The 17,931-nt window shown below is 30.4% G+C and carries 18 protein-coding genes, 1 tRNA gene and 1 pseudogene; 3 read left to right on the top strand and 17 right to left on the bottom strand.

All coding sequences use genetic code 11. The features are described 5' to 3' along the window. Positions 1-9: 9 nt before the first annotated feature. Positions 10-942: an L-threonylcarbamoyladenylate synthase gene (locus ABXT45_RS01215; RefSeq protein ID WP_415313883.1), complete on the top strand. Its 933-nt coding sequence runs from the start codon at positions 10-12 to the stop codon at positions 940-942. A gap of 16 nt (positions 943-958) precedes the next feature. Here the strand turns inward: ABXT45_RS01215 and ABXT45_RS01210 are convergent. Then, positions 959-1,036: transfer RNA gene (locus tag ABXT45_RS01210), tRNA-Arg, on the bottom strand. Positions 1,037-1,059: 23 nt separating this feature from the next. Here ABXT45_RS01210 and ABXT45_RS01205 point away from each other — a divergent pair. Further along, positions 1,060-2,040, top strand: a complete 981-nt coding sequence (locus ABXT45_RS01205; protein ID WP_415313882.1) for an RluA family pseudouridine synthase — start codon at positions 1,060-1,062, stop codon at positions 2,038-2,040. Between the two features lie 54 nt (positions 2,041-2,094). Continuing rightward, positions 2,095-2,976, top strand: a complete 882-nt coding sequence (gene rpoH / locus ABXT45_RS01200) for an RNA polymerase sigma factor RpoH (protein WP_415313880.1) — start codon at positions 2,095-2,097, stop codon at positions 2,974-2,976. On the opposite strand, the gene ABXT45_RS01195 is transcribed toward rpoH, so the two are convergent. The 16 genes and pseudogenes from ABXT45_RS01195 to ABXT45_RS01120 form a co-directional block, all read right to left on the bottom strand. Further along, positions 2,973-4,265 carry an adenylosuccinate synthase gene (locus tag ABXT45_RS01195; protein WP_415313879.1) on the bottom strand — a complete coding sequence of 431 codons (1,293 nt, stop codon included), beginning with the start codon at positions 4,263-4,265 and terminating at the stop codon, positions 2,973-2,975. The two genes, rpoH and ABXT45_RS01195, sit on opposite strands and share 4 nt — an antisense overlap. After that, positions 4,265-5,077 (bottom strand): bifunctional hydroxymethylpyrimidine kinase/phosphomethylpyrimidine kinase, encoded by an 813-nt coding sequence (thiD, locus tag ABXT45_RS01190; RefSeq protein ID WP_415313877.1) that lies wholly within the window; start codon positions 5,075-5,077, stop codon positions 4,265-4,267. Before thiD ends, ABXT45_RS01195 begins: the two co-directional genes overlap by 1 nt. Position 5,078: 1 nt before the next feature. Then, positions 5,079-6,409, bottom strand: a pseudogene (glmM, locus tag ABXT45_RS01185) (phosphoglucosamine mutase). Then, a complete protein-coding gene (gene folP, locus ABXT45_RS01180; protein WP_415313876.1) occupies positions 6,409-7,185 on the bottom strand; it encodes a dihydropteroate synthase in 777 nt (258 codons plus the stop codon). Before folP ends, glmM begins: the two are co-directional and overlap by 1 nt. A 281-nt stretch (positions 7,186-7,466) precedes the next feature. Next, on the bottom strand, positions 7,467-9,359 hold the full coding sequence (gene ftsH, locus ABXT45_RS01175; RefSeq protein WP_415313874.1) for an ATP-dependent zinc metalloprotease FtsH: 1,893 nt from the start codon (positions 9,357-9,359) through the stop codon (positions 7,467-7,469). Between the two features lie 45 nt (positions 9,360-9,404). Then, positions 9,405-10,460 (bottom strand): tRNA lysidine(34) synthetase TilS, encoded by a 1,056-nt coding sequence (gene tilS, locus ABXT45_RS01170; protein ID WP_415313872.1) that lies wholly within the window; start codon positions 10,458-10,460, stop codon positions 9,405-9,407. Beyond that, the gene (gene ybgF, locus ABXT45_RS01165; protein WP_415313871.1) at positions 10,420-11,394 is read right to left on the bottom strand and encodes a tol-pal system protein YbgF; all 975 of its coding nucleotides are present in this window, start codon (positions 11,392-11,394) and stop codon (positions 10,420-10,422) included. The genes tilS and ybgF overlap by 41 nt, the downstream gene beginning before the upstream one ends. An 87-nt stretch (positions 11,395-11,481) precedes the next feature. Further along, positions 11,482-11,964 (bottom strand): peptidoglycan-associated lipoprotein Pal, encoded by a 483-nt coding sequence (pal, locus tag ABXT45_RS01160; protein ID WP_415313869.1) that lies wholly within the window; start codon positions 11,962-11,964, stop codon positions 11,482-11,484. 85 nt (positions 11,965-12,049) lie between these two features. Then, positions 12,050-13,390, bottom strand: a complete 1,341-nt coding sequence (gene tolB, locus ABXT45_RS01155) for a Tol-Pal system beta propeller repeat protein TolB (protein WP_415313868.1) — start codon at positions 13,388-13,390, stop codon at positions 12,050-12,052. A 2-nt stretch (positions 13,391-13,392) separates the two neighbouring features. Beyond that, entirely contained in the window at positions 13,393-14,202 is an 810-nt protein-coding gene (locus ABXT45_RS01150; RefSeq protein WP_415313867.1) for a cell envelope biogenesis protein TolA, read from the bottom strand. A 5-nt stretch (positions 14,203-14,207) separates the two neighbouring features. Continuing rightward, positions 14,208-14,624, bottom strand: a complete 417-nt coding sequence (gene tolR / locus ABXT45_RS01145) for a protein TolR (protein ID WP_415278499.1) — start codon at positions 14,622-14,624, stop codon at positions 14,208-14,210. Between the two features lies 1 nt (position 14,625). After that, the gene (tolQ, locus tag ABXT45_RS01140) at positions 14,626-15,300 is read right to left on the bottom strand and encodes a protein TolQ (protein ID WP_415313865.1); all 675 of its coding nucleotides are present in this window, start codon (positions 15,298-15,300) and stop codon (positions 14,626-14,628) included. Between the two features lie 53 nt (positions 15,301-15,353). After that, positions 15,354-15,848, bottom strand: coding sequence for a crossover junction endodeoxyribonuclease (locus ABXT45_RS01135; protein ID WP_271485875.1), 495 nt, complete (start codon positions 15,846-15,848; stop codon positions 15,354-15,356). Beyond that, positions 15,848-16,573, bottom strand: a complete 726-nt coding sequence (locus ABXT45_RS01130) for a YebC/PmpR family DNA-binding transcriptional regulator (RefSeq protein ID WP_415313864.1) — start codon at positions 16,571-16,573, stop codon at positions 15,848-15,850. Before ABXT45_RS01130 ends, ABXT45_RS01135 begins: the two co-directional genes overlap by 1 nt. Positions 16,574-16,578: 5 nt before the next feature. Continuing rightward, a complete protein-coding gene (locus ABXT45_RS01125) occupies positions 16,579-17,385 on the bottom strand; it encodes a TIGR00282 family metallophosphoesterase (protein ID WP_415313862.1) in 807 nt (268 codons plus the stop codon). Next, complete coding sequence (locus ABXT45_RS01120) at positions 17,382-17,927, bottom strand: 5-formyltetrahydrofolate cyclo-ligase (RefSeq protein ID WP_415313860.1); 546 nt, start codon at positions 17,925-17,927, stop codon at positions 17,382-17,384. Before ABXT45_RS01120 ends, ABXT45_RS01125 begins: the two co-directional genes overlap by 4 nt. Positions 17,928-17,931: the final 4 nt, after the last annotated feature.

Below are 17,931 nucleotides of genomic sequence, written 5' to 3'. Positions count from 1 at the left end.
TATTAATACATGAAATCCAATCAATCAAATATCAAAAAAGCAAAAAAATACCTTAATAAAAATTACTGTATTGGCGTACCTACTGAAACTGTTTATGGTCTAGCAGCTAATGCATACAAGAATTCAGCAGTAAAAAAGATTTTTAATTTAAAAAAAAGACCAAAAAACAACCCTTTAATCGTACATTATCATGATATCGATTCTCTTAAAAAAGATTGCCTAATAAATGATAATTTTACTAAACTTTATAAAAAATTCTCTCCTGGCCCAATAACATACGTATTACAATTAAGGAAAGATTCTAAGATTTCTAAATATGTTACCAATAATAAGAAAAGTTTAGCAGTAAGATTTCCAAAACACACAATATTTAAAAATTTACTAAAACAGTTAGATTATCCATTAGCTGCCCCCAGTGCTAATATCACAACAAAAGTAAGTGCTGTTAAAGCAAAAGATGTTAAAGAAGAGTTTGGTAATAAAATTAAATATATTTTAGACGGAGGTGCATGCGCTATTGGAATAGAATCTACAATAGTTAACCTTATAGGCAGACCATCTATATTAAGATTGGGTGGTCTAGATATCTTAAAAATTCAAAAAACTTTAGGTTTTAAGATAAGTATATCTATTAATCCTAAAAAAAAAATAGCACCTGGTCAATCTCGCTTGCATTATTCTCCTGGTATACCTTTACGAATGAATGTCACAAAACCAAAAGATGACGAAGCTTTTATAATGATTAAGAGAAAAAAAACTAAACTCAAAAATTATTTTTATTTAACTACTAAAAATAACCTAGATGAAGCAGCAAAGAACCTCTACTCATGTCTAAGAAATATAAAAAATGAAGGCTATAGATCAATTGCTGTGGAAAAAATTCCCAATATAGGTCTTGGTAAAGCTATAAATGATAGATTGCAGAGGGCATCAAAGTATTAGATATCTAGTTTGGTTGTGGTGCGCCACATAGGAGTTCGAACCTATAACCCCCAGATTCGAAATCTGGTGCTCTATCCAGTTGAGCTAGCAGCGCATATAGTATTAATATTACATTTTATGGAAAAAAACATTAATTTAATAGTTGAAACAGATGAGAATAACCTTCGACTTGATGTATTCGTCAACAAAAGAGAGGAGCTGATTAGTAGAACTAGAATCAAAAATTTAATTCTTAAAGAAAAATTAAAATTAAATAATGTAATCGTTAACAGTCCTTCAAAAAAAATATCTACTGGTGATAAAATTGATCTTCAAATTCCAGAACCAAAAGAAGCCTCTTTAAAACCTTATGATTTTAAATTAGAAATTGTTTATGAGGATGATGATTTATTAGTAATTGACAAGCCAGCTGGAATAATTATGCATCCAGGTGCTGGTAATTATGATGAAACAATTGTTAATGCCTTAATGCACTATAATAAAGATTCACTATCTACAATTGGAGATGAGTTAAGACCTGGTATTGTGCACAGAATAGACAAAGATACTTCTGGATTAATAGTTGTAGCTAAAAATAACGTGACACATGAAAATTTATCTCATCAATTTAGTGAGCACACAATTACAAGAGTTTATCAGCTCTTAATTTGGGGGAAACTTAGACCCTCTTCTGGGAAAATCGATACATTCATAACTAGAAGTTCAAAAAATAGACAAATGATGGAGGTTAGTAGTTCTAAAGGTAAAAGAGCAATCACTAATTACAAAACTATAGAGATTTTTGAAAATGACAAAACACCCACACTAAGTTTGGTCGAATGTAGATTAGAAACGGGAAGAACACATCAGATAAGAGTTCATATGACATATATGGGCAACAGCATTATGGGTGATGGTAAATATAAAAAAAAATATAAGAAACTTAAAAATATCGATACTAGTTTAGAAAACCTAATTTATAAATTGGATAGACAATTTCTGCACGCACAAACACTGGGTTTCATTCACCCTAAAACTAATGATGAAATGACTTTTACCTCAATTTTGCCACAAGAACTTGAAAATATTTTAGTATTGCTTAGAAATACTGACAAATAAAACCTTGAAATAATACTATAGTTAACTAAATAAATAGAACTTATGAGAGCTACAATGAATAGTAATCTTCCAACACTATCTAATGAAGGTGGTTTATCTGCTTATCTTGAGCAGATTAAAAAATTTCCTATGTTGGCAGCTGAAGAAGAATATATGCTAGCAAAAAATTGGAAGGAAACAGGTAATGTTAAAGCCGCAGAAAAACTTGTTACTAGCCACCTTAGACTCGTTGCAAAAATTGCGATGGGTTATAGGGGATATGGTCTTCCAGTAAACGAAATGATTTCAGAGGGAAATGTAGGATTAATGCAAGCTGTCAAAAAGTTTGAACCTGAGAAAGGATTTAGATTGGCAACTTATGCAATGTGGTGGATTAGAGCTTCTATCCAAGAATACATTCTAAGATCTTGGAGTTTGGTAAAAATAGGAACAACGACTGCACAAAAAAAATTATTTTTTAATTTAAAGAAAATTAAAAATCAAATCGCTCCTCAGTCAGAAGGTGACTTAAGACCTGAACATGTAGATGAAATTGCCAACAAATTAGATGTTAGAAAAGATGAAGTCATTTCAATGAATAGAAGACTTTCAGGTAAAGAGTTTTCTTTAAATGCTCAAGTTGGAGAAGATGGTGACGAATGGCAAGACTGGTTGGTAGATAAAGAGCTAGACCATGATCTTAAATTTGCACATCAAGAAGAAATGGGTCAAAGACAAAGCTTACTTAAAGATTCTATAAAAATTCTTAATGAAAGAGAAAGAGAGATTTTGTACTCTAGAAGATTAAATGATGAAGCTACAACACTTGAAGATTTAAGTAAAAAATACAAAATTAGTAGAGAGAGAGTTAGACAAATTGAAAACAAAGCATTTGAGAAGCTTCAAAAACATATGTTGCTATCTGCTAAATCTAAAAACTTACTTCCGGTAAACTAAACTTCAAAAGGATTCTCTAAAAGAATTGTATCTTCTCGTTCAGGGCTTGTTGAGATACTTGAAACTTTTGTCCCAATAAAATCTTCTAATGCATAGATATAATTTTTGGCATTTTCTGGTAAAGCTTCAATATTTTTTATTCCTTGGGTGGAGCTTTTCCAGCCAGGGAAAGTTTTATAAATTGGTTTGATTTTTATTTGATCCTCAACAGCAGCAGGTAAGTAATCCATTTTCTTTCCATCAAGTTCATATTCAACACACATTTTAATTTCATCTAACTCATCTAAAACATCTAATTTAGTTAACGCTATTCCATCTATACCTGAAATTTTAATTGTTTGTCTGACCAAAACACCGTCGAACCAACCACATCTTCTTTTTCTACTAGTGACAGTACCAAATTCTTTTCCTCTAGAACCAAGCAATTCTCCAATATCATCTGTTAACTCAGTAGGAAAAGGTCCTTCACCGACTCTGGTTGTGTAGGCCTTTGTTATTCCAAGAACATAATGAATAGAATTAGGGCCACAACCAGTTCCTGTAGCAGCAGCAGATGCAACGGTATTAGATGATGTCACAAAAGGGTACGTTCCATGATCTACATCAAGTAGTATTCCTTGCGCACCTTCAAATAATATTCTTTTTTTTTGTTTTTTAAACTCATCAATTCTAAGCCACACAGGTTGAGAAAACTTTAATATTTCTGGAGCAATCTTTAAAAGTTCTTCTTTAAGTTTGTTTTTTTCAAAAGCTTTTTTACCTAATCCTTTTCTAATTGCATTATGATGAAGTAGTACTGTTTCTAATCTGTGGTCTAGATTAGTCTCAGATCTCAAATCCATAACACGGATTGATCTTCTTCCTACTTTATCTTCGTAGGCTGGCCCAATTCCCCTTCTTGTTGTTCCAATTTTTGCTTTTCCAGCGGCATCTTCTCTTATTTCATCCATCTCTCTATGAAATGGCAAAATAAGATTGGCAGATTCTGAAATTATAAAATTATCCACATTAACCTCAACACCCTTAGATTTAATTTCGTCTATTTCTTCTAATAGTGCCCAAGGGTCAACAACGACTCCATTTCCTATAATAGAAATCTTATTTTTTCTTACAATCCCAGAAGGAAGTAGTCTTAATTTATAAGTTATTCCATTAATTACTAATGTATGTCCAGCATTGTGTCCTCCTTGAAAACGAATAACAACATCTGCTTGGTCTGATAGCCAGTCAACTATTTTACCTTTTCCTTCATCACCCCACTGAGATCCAACAACTACAACATTTTTCATTATCTAAATTTTTTTTCTACTGTTACTGAACTTAAATGGTTAATAGGTCCGTGACCTTTACCAAATTTAAGGTTTGAATTTATTGAACTATGTACATACTTAGTTGCAAGCTCACAAGATCTCTTTAGGGTTTTTCCACATGAAAAGAATGTCGAAATAGCAGAAGAAAGGGTACAACCAGTACCATGTGTATTCCTGGTTGTAATTCTTTTATTTTTTATAATTAAAATTTCATTTTTATTTACGAAAATATCTTGGACAATTTTGGATTCTAAATGTCCACCCTTTATAAAAACATTTTTTGCTCCTAATTTAATTAATATGCTGGCAGCAAAGATCATATCTTCCTTTGTTCTTATTTTAGTTTTAGTTAATATTTCAGCCTCAGGAATATTGGGAGTTATTAAACTAACTTTTTTAATTAGTTCATTTTTTAATAATTGAATTGCTTTATCATCAATGAGTTTTGCACCACCTTTAGCAACCATAACTGGATCTAAAATTATTTTTTTAACTTTAATAATGTTTAGTGAGTGAATTACTGATTTTATTACTTTTGTAGATTGCAACATTCCTATTTTTACAGCATCTGGCTTAATGTCTTTTGAGGTAAATTCTATTTGATTAGAAATTTCCTTTGGATCTATCGGTACTATTGATTTTACACCTGTTGTATTTTGAATTGTGACAGCTGTTATTGCTGTCATTGCATACGAACCTAAAGCAGTGATAGTTTTAATATCAGCTTGAATACCAGCACCACCAGATGAATCTGATCCAGCAATAACTAATATTTTAGATTTCGGTTTCAATTTATTTAATTTTTTTTAGTACAATTTTCAAACATTTTCGAAGTAATCTACTATTATCACTCTCTCCCATAACTCTGATTTTAGATTCAGTTCCTGAGCTTCTAACTAATATTCTACCCTGTCCTTTAATTAATTTTTCAGCTGATTTTATAGAATTCTTAATATTAATATTCTTAATTATACTTTTGTCTTTAACATCAATATTTTCCAATATTTGTGGAGTTTTCTTAAAGGTATTAAAAAAATTACTAGCTTTTTTTCCTTTTCTTAATGAAAATAAAACTTCTAAAGCAACTAGTAAGCCATCTCCAGTGGTTGCAAATTTACCTAGAATAATATGCCCAGATTGTTCACCACCTAAATTAAAATTATTTTTTTGCATTTTCTCTTTTACAAAACGGTCTCCTACATTTGATCTTAAGAATTTTATATTATGTAATTTAAAAAATTTTTCTAATCCATAGTTAGACATTAAAGTGCCAACCACACCTCCTCTTAACATTTTTTTTTTTTCCATCTCATTGCTATTGCAGCAATTATTTGATCTCCATCAATTACAGTACCTTTTTCATCACACATAATAATTCTGTCGGCATCTCCATCAAGCGAAATTCCTATGTGTGCTTTATATTTTTTTACTGCTAATCTAATTTTATTTGGAAAAGTAGATCCACAATTTTTATTAATATTAAGACCATTAGGGTTTATTCCAATTGAAAATACTTTGGCACCTAAAGATTTTAACAATTCAGGCCCAGCCTTGTATCCAGCCCCATTTGCACAATCAATCACTATTCTTAAACCTCTAAGGTTAAAATCTTTTGGTAAATTTCTTTTTAAAATTTTTATATAATCTTTATTTGCAGTTTCTAACCTTTTTACACGACCTAATTTTTTTGGTTTTGATAAAGACTTTTCAATTTTTTGATCAATTAAAGTTTCAATTTTTTTTTCAATCTTATTTGACAGTTTTAACCCATCAGGTCCAAATAACTTTAACCCATTGTCATGATATGGGTTATGAGATGCCGTAATCATAATTCCCATGTTGGCTTTCATGGTCTTTGTTAGCATCGCTAAGCCATTGGTTGGAAGTGGGCCTAATGTATAAACGTGCATGCCAGCCGATGTAAGTCCTGATACTAGTGCAGGTTCTAAACTATACCCTGATAGTCTCGTATCTTTAGCAATTATTGCTATTTGTTTCTTTTTTTTTTGAGTTTTAAAGTAAGTTCCTGTTGCAAGACCAAATTTAAAAAACATATCTCCATTAATATTTTTACTGTTAACGGCACCTCTTATTCCATCTGTTCCAAAATATTTTTTTGCCATCAGTTTTTTATTAATTCTTTAAATACCTTTATACTTTGTCTTAATTCATTCACGTCATGAATTCTTAGAACTTGAACTCCTTGCATTATTGCATACATGGAAGAGGCTACTGTTCCACCTAACCTTTCCTTGCTATCATTTTTTCCAGATAAATCCCTAATAAATCTTTTTCTAGAAAGCCCAAGTAATATAGGAAAACCAAGAGTATGAAAAATAGAAACACTCCTAATTAAATTCATATTATGTTTCAAATTTTTTCCAAAACCAATCCCTGGATCAATCATGATATTATTGTGTTTTATACCCATAGATATTAAAAATTTAATCTTTCGTTCAAAGAAATCATAAATATCTAATAGTTCATTTTTATATTTAGGATTTTTTTGCATTTTTTCTGGTGTACCTTGTGAATGTTGAATTACAAATGGAGTTTTATTTTTTTTCAATACACCAACTGTTTTAGAGTCATAACTTAGCCCTGATACATCATTTATAAGTTTAACTCCTAACTGAATCCCTTTATTCATAATTTCTGATTTTCTTGTATCTAATGATAGTGGAATTTTTTTATTAACGTCTTTTAATGTTTCTTTTATTCTATCCCATTCTTCTTTTTTACTGATAGGTTTAGATCCAGGTCTCGTTGACTCTCCACCAACATCAATAATGTCCGCTCCAGATTTAAATAAATTCCTTGCATGAGATATTCCTGTGTTCTTTTTGTTAAACTTACCCCCATCAGAAAAACTATCTGGCGTTAAATTTAATATACCCATTATGTTAGGAATTTTATTAAAATTTAGACTTGAAAAATTTTTATTTTTTTTAACAATAGTCTTAATATCTTGATTAATTTTTTCTTTTAGTGATTTAGGTAATTTTTTTATATCCTTAAGGTCAATTATTTCGATTGAAGTTCGTGTAAGGATTTCAATTTGTCCAAATGAAATTTTTTTATTACCGTTTAGTGGGAGATTTTTTTTTTTCTAATTAGTTCTATCGAAGATTTACCATAAGCAAAATTACACACTCTTGTGTAATATTTTTTCATTCAATTTTAATGAACTATTTTTGGCTTAAGACCCATTGAGCTTAAAGCTGAGCCTTTATCTTCATCTTCAACTTTTAAATCTTCTTTATTGCTTGGATATATATTTTTATTTATCAGGTTTTCTATTTCTTCACCTGAAAGTGTTTCGTATGTTAAAAGAGCTTTAGCTAATTTATGAAGATCGTCAATTTTTTCAGTTAAAACTGTTCTTGCTCTTTCATAACCTTTATCTACAATTTTTCTAATCTCTGCGTCTACTTTTTTTGAAGTTTCTTCAGACATATTTTGAGTTCTAGCAACAGATCTACCCAAAAATACCTCTTCTTCATTCGAGCCATAAGCAACTGGTCCCAACTCTTTGCTAAGGCCTGCTTGCATCACCATTGCTCTTGCTCTTTGAGTCGCTTGTTCAATATCACTAGATGCACCAGTTGTAACTTTATCTTCACCAAATATAATTTCTTCTGCTACTCTTCCACCCATAGCTATAGCTAATTGAGCATGAAGCTGTTCTCTTGTTTGAGATAGCTGATCTCTCTCAGGTAGCTGCATGACCATTCCTAAAGCTCGACCTCTTGGAATGATTGTTGCTTTATGAATTGGATGAGCTGCATCCTCGTTAATAGTTACTATTGCATGTCCAGCTTCGTGGTAAGCTGTTAATGTTTTTTCTTCTTCGGTCATGACCATGGATCTTCTTTCTGATCCCATCATCACTTTATCTCTAGCTTCTTCAAACTCAGTTAGCGTAACTAGTCTTTTATTTTTTCTTGCAGCAAGTAATGCTGCTTCATTAACTATATTTGCTAAATCTGCACCTGAAAAACCAGGGGTTCCTCTAGCTACTGTTCTTAAATTGACATCAGGAGCCATTTTAATTTTTTTAACATGCACTTTTAATACTTTTTCTCTTCCTATTATATCTGGAAGTCCGACAACCACCTGTCTATCAAATCTACCTGGTCGTAATAATGCAGGGTCTAATACATCAGGTCTGTTTGTGGCCGCAATAATTATTACACCTTCATTTGTTTCAAAGCCGTCCATTTCAACTAATAACTGGTTTAAAGTTTGCTCTCTTTCATCGTTACCTCCTCCAAGGCCAGCACCTCTACTTCTTCCAACAGCATCTATCTCATCTATGAATATAATGCAGGGTGAATTTTTTTTACCTTGCTCAAACATATCTCTAACTCTTGAGGCTCCAACACCTACAAACATTTCAACAAAATCTGATCCTGATATAGTAAAGAATGGAACTCCTGCTTCTCCAGCGATAGCTCTAGCAAGTAAAGTCTTACCTGTTCCAGGTTGACCAACTAACAAACATCCTCTTGGTATTTTTCCACCAAGTCTACTAAACTTTTTAGGATCTTTTAAAAATTGAACAACTTCTTCAACTTCTTCTTTAGCTTCTTCTACTCCCGCAACATCATCAAAGGTAACTTTACCTTTTAATTCATTCATCAATTTAGCCTTAGATTTACCAAAGCCCATTGCTCCGCCTTTGCCACCTTGCATCTGCCTCATAAAAAAAATCCAAACAGCTATTAATAGTAACATTGGAAACCACGACAATAAAACTCCAAACAAAGAAGGCATCTTATCTTCTAAAGGAGCAGCTGATATACTTACACCTTTTTCAGATAGCTTCTCAATTAAATTTGGATAATTTGGTGAATAAGTAGAAAAAGTATTTCCATTGGCTAACACCCCTCTAATATTGTTTCCTTGAATGTCTACTTTTATAACTCCACCATTATCAACTTCTGATAAAAATTCTGAAAATATAATAGAATTACCTTTGCCCACATTAGCTTGAGGGTTCTTAAACATATTATAAAGGCCAATTGTTAAAAAAACAATTACTGCCCACATGGCTAAATTCTTTATATTCATACCTATAAGATAATAATTATTATTAATTAAACAAGTGTCAAATTGTTACAAAACTTTAACTTTATTAGTGTTTTCTCTTGATATTAATATGGTCTCATTAACACTTTCAATAATACAACCTCCTAAAGTTATTTTCGAAAATGTCTTGAAAGTTATACGGTTAATCAACTTGTTAATACTTTTTCCTCTAACGGGATAGTATTTTTTTCCTATTTTTTGAATAACAAACGTCAAAGATCTAAAAACAACTTCATGAGATTGATCAAAGAAATTATGATTTAAAATATAAGTAGCTTTTGTTTTAATATGTACAGAATTATCCTTCAAATTTTTTTTAACATAAAACTTTATTGATTTATCTGAGTCTCTTAAATTATTAATAGTTAATTTTAGTTTTTTTAAATCCAATCCCTCTTTTTCAAGAGATTCTAATAAAGTTCTGATTCTTGTTCTCTTATATATCTCATTAATATTGGAAGGATCTTTAATAAAAAACTTAAATACTATTTTAGTAATATTAATTAAATCATTTTTTTCTAAGTTGAGTAATGGTCTTAAAATATTTAGATCTTCATCTTTATATTTTACACTTTTGTTAAAAGATACCAGTCCATTTAATCCACTTCCTCGGACCACCCTAATTAGAAAGTTTTCAAATAAGTCATTTGAATGATGTCCTAATAATAAATGCTTAATGTTATTTTTCTTACATTCTTTTGCTAGTAAAGAATATCTTGCTTCTCTTGCTAAGGATTGAACATTTCTAGAAGGTTTTTTACCTTGCCAACTTAATATTTTACATGTGATACCAACTTTTTGTAAAATCTTTTTTACCGAAGCAGCTTCTTTTGTCGATTCGGTTCTTAGCTTATGATCAACTAAAAAGAATTTGACTGTTATTTTATTTTTTATTGAATAACATCTAGCCAAGTAAGCTAGCGCCAAACTATCGGGTCCACCTGAAACTGCTACAGCTAAGTTTTCCCTAGAATTTAAAGAAGAAGAGAATTCACTATAAACTTTAGAAATTTTTTTATTTTTTAGAAAACTAAGAATTTGTTTATGAGTTTTGTTTTGAACACTCGAACTTTTTTGATTCATATTTTGCTTTTTGAAGCACAGATTGATTTGCTTTAGGATATTGCTCTTCAACTCCTACTATCATTTTACAACCTTGCTCTTTTTCTCCTATTTGAACCATTGATACACCAAGTTTTAATAAATTTATAGGAGCCTTGTTACCTTTTGGGTATTTTTGATATCCCTCGAGATAAGCAGTGGCGGCATCTGTATAGAGCTGTCTTATTCTAAACGTTTCAGCATACCAATATTGAGCATTACCTGCCAATTTATGCTCTGAATTATTTATTACAAATTCTCTAAAAGCTCTTTCTGCAGTGCTGTAATCACCTACTTTTAAAAAACTAGTTGCAAATTCATATTGTTTTTCTGGAGAGGTATCTGGAAGTATATTTTTTTCTGATTTAAAGTTTTCTGTCACTATAGATGAAGTAGTTTCTACAGATTGAATCTGTTGGGTAGTTTCATTATTATTCGTATCTTTATAAGAAATAGATCCTAAGTCTTGAGGTTGTGAAGAGCCTGGCAAATTTTTGTCCACTTGTCTCTTAGGTATTGAGGTTAATTTTTTTCCAACTTCTCCAGATGACAAAGCATTTTCAACATCTTGAAACCTAATTTGATTATCTGCCTGAACCTTAGAAAGCCTATTTGATAATTTATCTAACTTGAAGTTAATTTCTTCAAACTTATTAGTAAGTTCTTGAAATTGTTTTTCAACATCAGATAATTTTAAAAGATGTCTTGTTAAAACATCTTCAGAATTTTCATTTGTACTTTTTTGACTGTTTGAATTAGCTGTTTCTGAATAAACAGCTTTTTCTAAGGTTTTTAAATCCTTTTGAATTAACTCTAAGATTTCATTTATATTATGGTTATCTGCAAAAATAATATTTGGGAAAAATATAAATACTAATATTAACTTTAATCGAATTATTTTTTTATAATTAATCATAATAAATTGAGTAGTAATTATAATGATGGCAAAAAAAAGACCCTATTCACAAATGTGATAGGGTCTTTTATAAATTATTTAGATAAATTAGTTTGCTTTAACAGTAACTGATCTTCTATTTTTAGACCAAGCTAAAGGGCTAGATCCTGAATCTACAGGTCTTTCTTTACCATAACTTAATACAGAAATTCTGTCTGAAGAAATTCCATAAGTCATTAAATAATCTTTTGCTGAATTAGCTCTTCTTTCACCTAATGCTAAGTTGTACTCTCTTGTACCTCTTTCATCAGCGTGACCTTCTAAAACAACATTAATATTTGAATTTTTTCTTAACCATGCGGCTTGTTTTCTTAAAGTTTCTCTTGAAGCTGTTGTAAGTACAGTTTCGTTTGTTGCAAAGAAAACTCTATCTGGAACACCAGAAGCTAAATATTCAACAGAATCAGTTCCTGTGTAAACATCACCTTGAATTTGTCCGGTTGTGCCTGTTTTTTTTGTTGCACAAGCTGTTAATACTAAACTTGCTAATATAATTAGAAATACATTTTTTAAAAGTTTACTTAAGTTCATTTTTGCTCCTTAATCCTTATTTGAATTACTTACTTTTTCACAACTAACTAGATGTTTCAAGTTAAAAAATCAAGTGATTTAACCATTAATTACTTAATAATGATGACCATGATGGGTCAGATGCGTCTGTTTCTGTTTCAACCATCTTTTCATTATACCCTGTTAAATCAATAGACCACAATTTAGCTGAAAATCCCTCTCCTTTTGAGTTGGTCTTAGTCTCTCTATAAAAAATAAGCACTCTTCCATTTGGAGACCATGATGGAGCTTCTTGGTAAAAATTTTCTGTCAATAGTCTTTCACCGGTTCCATCCGTTCTCATTACTCCAATATAAAATTTTCCCTTATGAAGCTTAGTAAATGCAATTAAATCACCTCTTGGAGACCATACTGGAGTTCCGTACAAACCATTTCCAAATGAAATTCTCTTAACGTTTTTTCCATTACTATCCATTACATAAATTTGTTGGTAGCCACTTCTATCTGAGTTGAAAGTAATTCGCTTTCCATCTGGTGAATAAGAAGGTGATGTATCAATTGATGGATGGTTGGTAATTCTTTCAACAATTCTATTTTCAAGATCCATAGTATAAATATCAGAATTGCCATCTTTAGCAAAACTCATTATAATTTTTTTTCCATCAGGTGAAAACCTAGGAGCAAATGTCATACCAGGAAAGTCTCCTACTACTTCTTGCATTCCAGTTTCTATATCCAATAAATATACCCTAGGTAAATTTCTAAAATAAGAAAGGTATGTAACCATCTGATTTGTTGGGCTAAATCTTGGTGTTAAAACTAATTCATTTCCAAGTGTTAAATATTTATTATTAAAACCGTCTTGATCCATTATTGCTAATTTCTTTATTCTTTTAGTTTTGGGACCTTCTTCAGAAACATATATTATTCTAGTATCAAAATAACCTTTTTCTCCAGTTAAGCGTTCATACACCTTATCTGTAATAATATGACCTACTCTTCTCCAATTACTGGGAACAGTAGTAAATGCTAAAGCCATCATTTCTTTTCCAGCTAAAACATCCCACAATCTAAATTCTACTCTTAGCTTTTCATCTACAAACGTAACCTTGCCTGTTACTAAAGCTTGTGCTTTAATTAAATTCCAATCCTCAAACCTTGGTTTTAAATTGGCCACATCTGGCTCTTGAAGAAATGCATTTTTGTCTAGTGGATTAAATAGACCAGATTGTCTTAAATTATTTTCAACAACTATTGAAATTTCTGATCCAAGATCTTCTTGTTTTAAAATTTTCTTAAAATTTTCTTTTGATTCATTGTCTATTGATAAAGGGGATACAGCAACTGGTAGCGGATTTAAATTTCCTCTAGTAATATCAACTTCAATTAAAGCAAAAGCTTTAATAGGAATAATAATAAGTAATATAAATAAATATCTTAGTAACATTTTTATCCTTCTAACATTTCTCTAGCATCAAAGTTTAGCTGCATATCTTTCCATCTTTCATAACCTGTGCTAGGCACTCTAAGAGGTTGGCAAAGTTTTATAGCTCTTAATGCACTTTCAGCTAATACTTTATAAAATTCCTGTCCAGGCCTATTCATCCTAACATGATCAAGAATCTCAGTTTTTATAATAGAGCCATCTGGCTTTAATTGTAACTTAATTCTAACTAATAAGTCTTCGTTAAAAGGTAACCCTAGCGGAATACTCCAACATCCAAAAATTTGAGCTTTTAGTGCATCTTCTTCACTTAGGGTTAATCCAGCAAAATCCATTTCTTTATCTTGATTTTGAGTAACTTTATCTAGTTTTTTGTTTGTTTCTGCACTTTCAGTCTTAGACTTATCAATTAATGCCGCAATACTATTGGTATCAAATAGTTCTTTTTTTTCAAATTCTGAAATTTGTTTAATTTCTGTCTCTTCTTTTTTGGGATTTTGTTTTTCATCTTTAATTTTCTTTATTTTTTCTATTTTTTCATCTGGTAATGGAACGGCATCTGGCTTTTGTTTTTTTATTTTTTTTGGTGGTGCCTGTTCAGAAACTAATTTTTTTTCTTTTTCTTTAACTTTCTCTATTATCTTTTTTGCCTTAGGTGCAAAAGGAATGTTAGTTTTGTCTGTGATCTGAATTAGCTCAACTGATATAATTGGGGGAAGATCAATCGGTTTTTTAGCAAGGAATGGTAAGCTCATAGCTGTAATTATCACAAGAAATATATGAAGCCCAAAAGAAATGGCAATATTTCTATTCACTTTAGTTACCTTTCTTTGTATGGCTCAGAAATTAATGCTACTTTAGTAAAGCCAGAACCAGATAGCATACCCATTATTTCTAAAACTCTACCATAGTTTATTGATTTATCTCCTCGGACATAAATTCTAGTATCTGTTCTATTTTTAGATACAGCTAAAATTTTTGCTATTATTTTATTATACTCAACTTTAGACTCTTGAATAAATATTTCTCCTTTAGAATTTATAGATAATGTTAATGGTTCTAATTCTTCAGGTAATGAGTCTGCTGAGCTTTCAGGTAAATCAACTTGTATTCCAACTGTCAATAATGGTGCTGTTACCATAAATATAATTAATAATACCAACATTACATCTACAAAAGGAGTAACATTTATTTCACTCATAGGTTCTTTGGATGAACGATTGAGTTTAAAAGCCATTTTATATTATTGATAAAAATCTTTTAGAAAAATTTTCTAATCTTTGTGAATATTTTTTTGAATCGTTATTAAATTTATTGTAAGCAACAACTGCAGGTATCGCAGCCAATAACCCAAGAGCAGTTGCAAATAACGCTTCTGCTATTCCTGGCGCCACAATCGCTAAACTTGTATTTCTTGAGATTGCTATAGATTGAAATGAGTTCATTATTCCCCATACAGTTCCAAACAAACCAATAAAAGGTGCTGTTGAACCAACTGTTGCCAAAAAAGTAAAACCTTTGTCTATTTTTGAAATTTGTTTTTCAATATTAACCTCAAGTATGCTTGCCATTCTTTCATTTAGGTTAGTTTTACTTTTGGCTTTTAATAAACTTTGCATTGTATCTTTAAACAATGAGGCTGTTGGGTTCTCTACATCAGCTGGCAAACTATTGTAAAAAGTTTCTGCCGATTTTGATTTCCAAAATTTTTCTTCGAATTCTTCAGATTCTAGATTGATTTTTTTAAATAACCTAAGTTTTTCAATAATGACTGCCCAAGAGTATATAGAGCAACCAATCAACATAAGTATTACTGACTTAACAACAAAGTCTGCTCTTAAAAATAAACTCCATAAAGAAAAGTCTGTATTTGAGGCAAGGCCCACTGCTTGAGATGTAATATCCGCTTCCATATTTAAGGTTTCACACTTAAATGTGTCATGAATTTGACTTTTAAAATCTTTATTTATTCTTCTAATTTGTAAGTTTCGTAATAAAAGCTAGCAATTAATATTGCATCAGCTTTATTTGAGTCTTTTTTTCTTGATAACTCTGATGAAAAATAAGGAAATACCTCTATTGCTTTTGTTCTACTGGCGTCTTTTTCTGAATTAATAAGATTAAAATACTTTTTCCATTTTGTTGGTCTTACAAAGTACATTGGTAATTGCATTGCAGAACAGATTCCTTTTAAAATACCAAATGATTGTCCAAAATTAAACATGCTAGTAACGCCTTGACCTGGCATGGCTGATACTTGTTCAATTATAACTTTAATGTCTTCCTTTTTTATGTCTTTAATTCTTGAAGAGATTTCATAATAAATTTGAGCACCATTAACTTGTTTTTTATTTTTTTTCCCTTCTGGCATGTTTGGCATTTCAATAACATCAATTATTTTACCATCTTGAAAAAAACAAATAGAACCTGTTATTCCTGGATCTATTCCAATAATAAGCATTAACTGTTCTTAAAATTTATATTTGAATAAACACTTTGAACATCATCATCATCTTCTAATGTTTCTAAAAATTCTATTGCAGTTTCCACTTTATCTTTTTCAACATCTACACTATTTAAAGGAACCCATTCAATCTCAGTTGAAATAAAATTTGCAATTATTTTTTCTAAGTTTTTTTTCACATTATAAATTTTGCTCATAGGACATTGAATTTCATGGAATTCATCATTTGAAATACACTCATCTGCACCAGATTCAATTGCTAGTTCAAAAATTTGTTCATCTGATATTTCTTTTTTATCAATTTTGATAATGCCTAACTGATTAAAGTTATGTGAAGCAGAGCCTAGAGTCCCTAAATTGCCACCACTTTTTACAAATATAGATCTAACATTAGAAGCTGTTCTGTTTTTATTGTCAGTTAACGCTTCTACAATCACTGCTATTTTATCTGGACCAAATCCTTCATATCTTAAATTTTCATAATTTGTTTCAGAGTTAGCAGAAGATTTGGCAATAGCTCTTTCAATATTATCTTTTGGCATGTTGGCTGACTTTGCTGCTTGAATTGCAGACCTAAGTCTTGGGTTCATCGCAGGATCTTTATCACCTAGTTTTGCTGCTACACTTATCTCTTTAGATAATTTTGAAAATACTTTAGATCTCTGTTTGTCTGCTTTTCCCTTAGAGTGTTTTATACTTGCCCATTTTGAATGACCCGACATAATAATTATTGAGAATTTTTTAATTCTCCTCCATATATAAAATTTTCCACATTTTTAGCTAACCCAGTTTCTATATCACATTCAACAATGACACCACACAAACTAGCCTCACCAATTGATGGAAAGTGTTTTGTAGACTTTTTTTTTAAAAACCTATTAATTGAATTCTCTTTATTCATTCCAATAACTGAATCGTAGTCACCACACATTCCTGCATCTGTTTGATAAGCAGTACCACCTTTTAATATTCTAGTATCATTTGTTGGAATATGTGTGTGAGTTCCAACAACCAATGTTGCTTTACCATCAAAAAAATGACCCATAGCTGCCTTTTCACTTGTTATTTCTCCATGAAAATCGACTAATAAAAAATCATAATCTTCTTTAAGCTTATATTTTTTCATAAATTTTTCAGCTGCTTCAAATACATCTTCACATTTCTTCATAAAAACATTTCCCATCAAATTAAGTACTCCCACTCTCACATCATTTTTAGCAGTAAATATTCCAAAGCCCTTTCCTGGTGATGGTTCAAATAAATTTTTAGGTCTAAGAAGTCGATTTTCTTTTTCAATATGAGACATTGTTTCTTTTTGATCCCACACATGATTACCTGTTGTAATAACATCTACTCCACAATTAAAAAAATCTTTACATATTTCCTCTGTAAGACCAACGCCTGAGTCAGCTGCATTCTCACCATTAACAACAACAAAATCGATTTTTTCATTTGTAATTTTTGAGAGTAAATTATTCAGAACCATTGATCGCCCTGAAATGCCAACTACATCACCTAAGAAAAGTATTTTCATTTTATAATATTTTTATTTATTACAATATAATCTAGTTTTTGATCATATATGTTAATTGGCACTTTATCAATTTCTTGAACTGAAAAAGCTAAACCTATCTTTATAATATTCTTTTTTTTTGATAATTTTTTAATTAATCGATCATAATATCCACCACCATATCCAAGTCTGTTCAAATTTTTATCAAATGCTACCAAGGGAATCAATAAAACATCAGGGTAAACTATATTTTTATTTTGTGGTTCAGGTATCCCATATTTATTTATTCTTAAAGGCTCAGAGAATGACCATGAATGAAAATCCATTTGAAAGTTTTTCTTAATCACTGGCAAAGAAATATTAAAATTTTTTTTTTTAAATTTTTTTAATAGTGTCAAGCTATCTATCTCAAAGTTTACCGGATAATATCCACCTATAATCTTATTTATTATCTTTTCTTTTTTAAGAATTTTTATGATTTGATTAAAATTGATTTGAATATTTTTTGTATTAAATTTTTGCCTAACTTTAAGAATTTTCTTTCTTAATTTAGACTTTAACACAAAT

The organism is Candidatus Pelagibacter sp. Uisw_106 (genome assembly GCF_047724975.1).
GTDB lineage: Bacteria > Pseudomonadota > Alphaproteobacteria > Pelagibacterales > Pelagibacteraceae > Pelagibacter.
This window is presented reverse-complemented; position numbering and strand designations above follow the sequence as displayed.

Excerpts from the sequence above, each read along its gene's own strand:
- ABXT45_RS01215 (WP_415313883.1), top strand. The coding sequence starts at position 10 with ATGAAATCCAATCAATCAAATATCAAAAAAGCAAAAAAATACCTTAAT.
- ABXT45_RS01205 (WP_415313882.1), top strand. The coding sequence starts at position 1,060 with ATGGAAAAAAACATTAATTTAATAGTTGAAACAGATGAGAATAACCTT.
- rpoH (WP_415313880.1), top strand. The coding sequence starts at position 2,095 with ATGAATAGTAATCTTCCAACACTATCTAATGAAGGTGGTTTATCTGCT.
- ABXT45_RS01195 (WP_415313879.1), bottom strand. The coding sequence starts at position 4,265 with ATGAAAAATGTTGTAGTTGTTGGATCTCAGTGGGGTGATGAAGGAAAA.
- folP (WP_415313876.1), bottom strand. The coding sequence starts at position 7,185 with ATGGGTATATTAAATTTAACGCCAGATAGTTTTTCTGATGGGGGTAAG.
- ftsH (WP_415313874.1), bottom strand. The coding sequence starts at position 9,359 with ATGAATATAAAGAATTTAGCCATGTGGGCAGTAATTGTTTTTTTAACA.
- tilS (WP_415313872.1), bottom strand. The coding sequence starts at position 10,460 with ATGAATCAAAAAAGTTCGAGTGTTCAAAACAAAACTCATAAACAAATT.
- ybgF (WP_415313871.1), bottom strand. The coding sequence starts at position 11,394 with ATGATTAATTATAAAAAAATAATTCGATTAAAGTTAATATTAGTATTT.
- pal (WP_415313869.1), bottom strand. The coding sequence starts at position 11,964 with ATGAACTTAAGTAAACTTTTAAAAAATGTATTTCTAATTATATTAGCA.
- tolB (WP_415313868.1), bottom strand. The coding sequence starts at position 13,390 with ATGTTACTAAGATATTTATTTATATTACTTATTATTATTCCTATTAAA.
- tolR (WP_415278499.1), bottom strand. The coding sequence starts at position 14,624 with ATGGCTTTTAAACTCAATCGTTCATCCAAAGAACCTATGAGTGAAATA.
- tolQ (WP_415313865.1), bottom strand. The coding sequence starts at position 15,300 with ATGGAAGCGGATATTACATCTCAAGCAGTGGGCCTTGCCTCAAATACA.
- ABXT45_RS01135 (WP_271485875.1), bottom strand. The coding sequence starts at position 15,848 with ATGCTTATTATTGGAATAGATCCAGGAATAACAGGTTCTATTTGTTTT.
- ABXT45_RS01130 (WP_415313864.1), bottom strand. The coding sequence starts at position 16,573 with ATGTCGGGTCATTCAAAATGGGCAAGTATAAAACACTCTAAGGGAAAA.
- ABXT45_RS01125 (WP_415313862.1), bottom strand. The coding sequence starts at position 17,385 with ATGAAAATACTTTTCTTAGGTGATGTAGTTGGCATTTCAGGGCGATCA.